At 71.2% G+C, this 5,313-nt stretch carries 4 protein-coding genes; all 4 read right to left on the bottom strand.

The genetic code is table 11. The features are described 5' to 3' along the window. Window positions 1-903: MFS transporter (locus VIU94_RS27805; RefSeq protein WP_524540646.1), on the bottom strand; the 903-nt coding region annotated here is incomplete at its 3' end. A gap of 211 nt (window positions 904-1,114) precedes the next feature. After that, on the bottom strand, window positions 1,115-3,955 hold the full coding sequence (gene topA, locus VIU94_RS27800) for a type I DNA topoisomerase (RefSeq protein ID WP_331915272.1): 2,841 nt from the start codon (window positions 3,953-3,955) through the stop codon (window positions 1,115-1,117). 224 nt (window positions 3,956-4,179) lie between these two features. Then, window positions 4,180-4,377, bottom strand: coding sequence for a hypothetical protein (locus VIU94_RS27795; protein WP_331915270.1), 198 nt, complete (start codon window positions 4,375-4,377; stop codon window positions 4,180-4,182). A gap of 157 nt (window positions 4,378-4,534) precedes the next feature. Next, window positions 4,535-5,313, bottom strand: a 779-nt coding sequence (locus tag VIU94_RS27790; RefSeq protein ID WP_524540645.1) for a DUF7782 domain-containing protein, incomplete at its 5' end; no start/stop codon positions are given.

Raw genomic sequence — 5,313 nt, 5'->3', positions numbered from 1 at the left:
GAGCAGCGGCAGGGCGCCGGTGCGGCCCTTGTCGGCGGTACGGCTCTTGCCCTCGCCGTCCTGCTCGTCGGCGCCCTTCCCGGTCGTGGGGCGGCGCAGGCCCTCCAGGGGCGAGCGGGGGCGCGGCGTCTGCGCGTCGGGCAGTTCGACGAAGGCCAGGACGGAGAGCGACGCGGAGAACAGGCCGGCGGCGACGTACGCGCCGAGCGCGGCCTGGTGCTGCGAGAACCAGGGGATGCCGGTGCCGAGCAGGTTGCCGATCAGCGTGGCGACGAGCAGGGCGGCCGCGCCGGCGGGGACGGCGAGGAAGCTCGTACGCAGCGAGAGCCGGCGCAGCGCGTCGAGGTGGTCGGGCAGCGGCCGGACGGCCGCGCCTTCCAGCGGCGGCGCGGGCAGCAGCGCGGGCGCGACGCTCTCCTTGGCGACGGTCCACAGCCGCTCGGCGACGCCGCTGACGAAGACGGTGCCGAGCAGGAACCAGACGGCGCGGTCGGGGGCCCAGTCGATCCACAGCGGCGCGACGACGAGCAGCGCGAGCCGGACGCCGTCCGCGGCGATCATGGTCCAGCGCCGGTCGAGCGCTCCGCCGCTCCGGGTCAGCGCGGTGAGCGGACCGAGGAGTACGGCTCCGAACAGCACGGTCGCGACCATCCGCGCCCCGAGCACGGCGGCGACGGCGAAGGCGGCCCCGCGGTAGCCGCCGCCGAAGGCGTCCTGGGCGACGGTGGCCTGAAGGACCAGCAACACCATGACGAGGGTGGCGAGGGCGTCGGCCGTGCCGCCGACGAGCTGGGCGCTCCACAACCGCCGCAGCGGCTGATTGCGCAGCAGCGCCCGTACGGCGCGTTCTCGGGAGTCCGCGACGAGTGCGGCGTCGAAGTCTGGCTGCTCGGCTCGCGTCATCCGCCCAGCCTATCCGGAGCCCTCTGCTCCCCGGACGCCCCACCCGAACATTTGCCTGCCCCCGCAAGGGCGGGATTCCGCCGCGTACGAGACCGCGATGCCGCCCCGCAGCTCAGAGGGGGTCCGGGGACGCTGCCCCCGGACCCTCTGACCGACTGCTCGTGACCGACTGCTCGGTCACGACTACTCGTGACCGAGTACTCGTGACCGACTACTCGTCGGCCGAAGCCGCCGTCTTCTTCGCGGCCGCCGTCGTCTTCTTGGCGGTCGTCTTCTTCGCCGCCGTCTTCTTGGCCGCGGTCGTCGTCTTCTTGGCCGCCGTCTTCTTCGCGGCGGTCTTGGCCGGGGCCTTCTTCGCCGGGGCCTTCTTGGCGGTCTTCTTCGCCGGCCCCTTCGCCCGCTTCTCCGCCAGCAGCTCGTAGCCACGCTCCGGCGTGATGTCCTCGACGCTGTCGCCGGTCCGCAGCGTCGCGTTCGTCTCGCCGTCCGTCACGTACGGGCCAAAGCGGCCGTCCTTGACGACGACCGGACGCTCGCTCACCGGGTCCGTGCCGAGCTCCTTCAGCGGCGGCTTGGCCGCCGCTCGACCGCGCTGCTTCGGCTGCGCGTAGATCGCCAGCGCCTCTTCCAGCGTGATCGTGAAGAGCTGGTCCTCGCTGGTCAGCGACCGCGAGTCGGTGCCCTTCTTCAGGTACGGGCCGTACCGGCCGTTCTGCGCGGTGATCTCCACGCCCTCGGCGTCCTTGCCCACGACGCGCGGCAGCGACATCAGACGCAGCGCGTCCTCCAGCGTCACCGTGTCCAGGGCCATGGACTTGAACAGCGAGGCCGTCCGCGGCTTCACCGCGTTCTTGCCGGTCTTCGGGGTGCCCTCGGGCAGGATCTCCGTCACGTACGGGCCGTAGCGGCCGTCCTTCGCGACGATCTGGTTGCCGCTCACCGGGTCCGCGCCCAGCTCGAAGTCGCCGCTCGGCTTCGCCAGCAGTTCCTCCGCGTACGCGACGGTCAGCTCGTCGGGCGCCAGGTCGTCCGGCACGTCCGCGCGCTGGTGGCCCTCCGCGTCCTTCTCGCCGCGCTCGACGTACGGGCCGTACCGGCCGACGCGCAGCACGATGCCCTCGCCGACGGGGAACGAGGAGATCTCGCGGGCGTCGATCGCGCCCAGGTCGGTCACGAGCTCCTTCAGGCCGCCGAGGTGGTCCCCGTCGCCGTTGCCGGCGTCGGCCGCGCCGCCCGCGGCGCCCGTCTCGCCCTCGCCGAAGTAGAAGCGCTTCAGCCACGGCACAGACTGGGCCTCGCCGCGCGCGATGCGGTCGAGGTCGTCCTCCATCCTGGCGGTGAAGTCGTAGTCGACCAGTCGGCCGAAGTGCTTCTCCAGGAGGTTGACCACGGCGAAGCTCAGGAAGGACGGCACCAGCGCCGTGCCCTTCTTGAAGACGTAGCCGCGGTCGAGGATCGTGCCGATGATCGACGCGTACGTCGACGGGCGGCCGATCTCCCGCTCCTCCAGCTCCTTGACCAGCGTGGCCTCGGTGTAGCGGGCCGGCGGCTTGGTCGCGTGGCCGTCGGTGGTGATCTCCTCGGCGCGCAGCGCGTCGCCCTCTGCGACCTGCGGCAGCCTGCGCTCGCGGTCGTCGAGCTCCGCGTTCGGGTCGTCCGCGCCCTCGACGTACGCCTTCATGAAGCCGTGGAAGGTGATCGTCTTGCCGGACGCGGAGAACTCGACGTCCCGGCCGTCGGCGGAGCGGCCGCCGATCTTCACGGTGACGGAGTTGCCGGTCGCGTCCTTCATCTGCGAGGCGACGGTCCGCTTCCAGATCAGCTCGTAGAGCCGGAACTGGTCGCCGGTCAGGCCGGTCTCCGCCGGGGTGCGGAAACGATCGCCCGACGGGCGGATCGCCTCGTGCGCCTCCTGGGCGTTCTTCACCTTGCCGGCGTACGTGCGCGGCTTCTCCGGCAGGTAGTTCGCGCCGTACAGCTGCGTGACCTGCGCCCGGGCCGCCGCGACCGCGGTGTCGGACAGGGTCGTGGAGTCGGTACGCATATAGGTGATGAAGCCGTTCTCGTACAGCTTCTGCGCCACCTGCATGGTCGCCTTCGCCCCGAAGCCCAGCTTGCGCGAGGCCTCCTGCTGGAGCGTGGTGGTACGGAACGGGGCGTACGGCGAGCGGCGGTACGGCTTGGACTCGACCGAACGCACCGCGAACGCGGTGTCGGCGAGCGCCGCCGCCAGGGCGCGGGCGTTCGCCTCGTCCAGGTGCAGCACCTGGCCGGAGGCCGCCTTGAGCTGCCCGTCCGCGCCGAAGTCGCGGCCCTGCGCGACGCGCCGTCCGTCGACCGAGTTCAGCCGCGCGACCAGCGACGACGGGTCGGAGGGGTCACCGGCGCGGCCGGTGGAGAAGGTGCCGGTGAGGTCCCAGTACTCGGCGGAGCGGAAGGCGATGCGCTCGCGCTCGCGCTCGACGACGAGCCGGGTGGCGACGGACTGCACGCGGCCGGCGGACAGCCGCGGCATGACCTTCTTCCACAGGACCGGCGAGACCTCGTAGCCGTAGAGACGGTCGAGGATACGGCGGGTTTCCTGGGCGTCGACCATGCGCGTGTTGAGCTCGCGCGGGTTCTCGACGGCCTCGCGGATCGCGTCCTTGGTGATCTCGTGGAAGACCATGCGGTGGACGGGGACCTTGGGCTTGAGGACCTCGAGCAGGTGCCAGGCGATCGCCTCGCCCTCGCGGTCCTCATCGGTGGCGAGGAAGAGTTCGTCGGACTGGGCGAGCTGTTCCTTGAGCTTCCTGACCTGGGCCTTCTTGTCGGCATTGACGACATAGATCGGCTGGAAGTCGTTGTCGACGTCGACACCGAGGCGGCGCACCTCGCCGGTGTACTTCTCCGGCACCTCGGCGGCGCCGTTGGGGAGGTCGCGGATGTGCCCGACGCTCGCCTCGACGACATAGCCGGGGCCGAGGTAGCCCTTGATCGTCTTCGCCTTGGCAGGCGACTCGACGATCACGAGTCGGCGGCCGCCCTGTGCGGTCTCGCTGGTCGGGGACAACTTCGCTCTTCTCTCCGGTCGACGCTCGGTGCGCGCCCACGGCGGTGCGGCACTGGGTGCGGCACTGCTGTGACGCTGCTGTCGCTGCGGAGTGTGACGGTACAACCCGCCCCCGTGTCAAACGGCAAAAGCCCGCAACGGCCACTCGAACGGTAACCCGAGTCCGGCCATTCCTGCCGCCCCGGAGCGGCACGACGGCGCTTCGGCGCCCAGATGCCCCCAGATCAGACGCGGCCGAAGCACCAGAGACCGAGGGCGAGGAACCCCGCGCCGAACAGGGCGGCGAGCGCGGCGGCCGTGGCGGGACTCACTCCGTGCGCGACCGGTGCCCGGTGGCGCACACGCGCTCCCGTCCACAGCAGCAGCCCGGCCCCGAACAGCGTGAACGCCGTCCCCGCGAAGATCGCCGGCCCGCTCTCCATGCCCGTACCCGGTCCTTCCCTGAAGCCGAGGTCTCCCGTGGGCCGAGGCTGGCACCTCCGGGCGGCAGGGGTGCGAATTCCGGGTGAACACCGCTTCGGTTCACCCACCCGGAGGCCGACCCTCCTCTTCTTCTGTTTGATGTTGGCCGGTTTCACCTCATGGACGGACCGGTTCCAGAAAACCTTCCTCGACCAGCAGCCGCAGCGCCTGCGGGGTGCGATCACGCAGCACCACCGGATCCTCGTCGAGCAGCTGGGCGATCGCGTCCAGAATCCGCCCCGCGCTCAGCGACCCGTCGCACACCCCGGCGAAGCCCGCGCCGACCGTGTCCACCTTGGTGGCCCGGCGCATGCCGCGGTTCTGACGCAGCACCACATGCTCCGGGTCCTCCGCCCCGGGCAGCCCGACCTGCTCCTGGACGACCTCCGCCGCGAGCGTGAAGTGCCCGGCGAGCAGCGCCGCGTCGTCGTGCGCACGCAGATAGTCCTGCCGCGCGAAGTGCGCCCGTACGCTCTCGCCGAGCGGCTGCTCGACAGGGTGCGGCCACTCCTCGACGACGATCGACGGGCGCTCGGAACCGGACTTTCTCAGCGTGATCCAGCCGAAGCCAACAGCCTTGGTCTTACGGGCCTCGAACTCATCCAGCCATGCGTCGTACCGCGCGGCGTACTGGGCGGGGTCACCGCGGTGGTCACCGCTGTCGCGCAGCCACAGCTCGGCGTACTGCGTCACGTCCTGCACCTCGCGCTGCACGATCCAGGCGTCACAGCAGCGCGGAACCCAGGAGCGCAGCCGCTCCTGCCACTCCTCCCCCTCCACGTGCTGCCAGTTGGCGAGGAACTGGGCGTATCCCCCGTCGTTCAGCCTGTCCCCCGCCTGCTGAACGAGCGAACGGCACAGATCGTCCCCGCCCATCCCGCCGTCCCGGTAGGTCA

This window comes from Streptomyces sp. (genome assembly GCF_036566765.1).
GTDB lineage: Bacteria > Actinomycetota > Actinomycetes > Streptomycetales > Streptomycetaceae > Streptomyces.
Note: the sequence above shows the minus strand (reverse complement) of the source record. Positions and strands in the feature narration are given on the sequence as shown.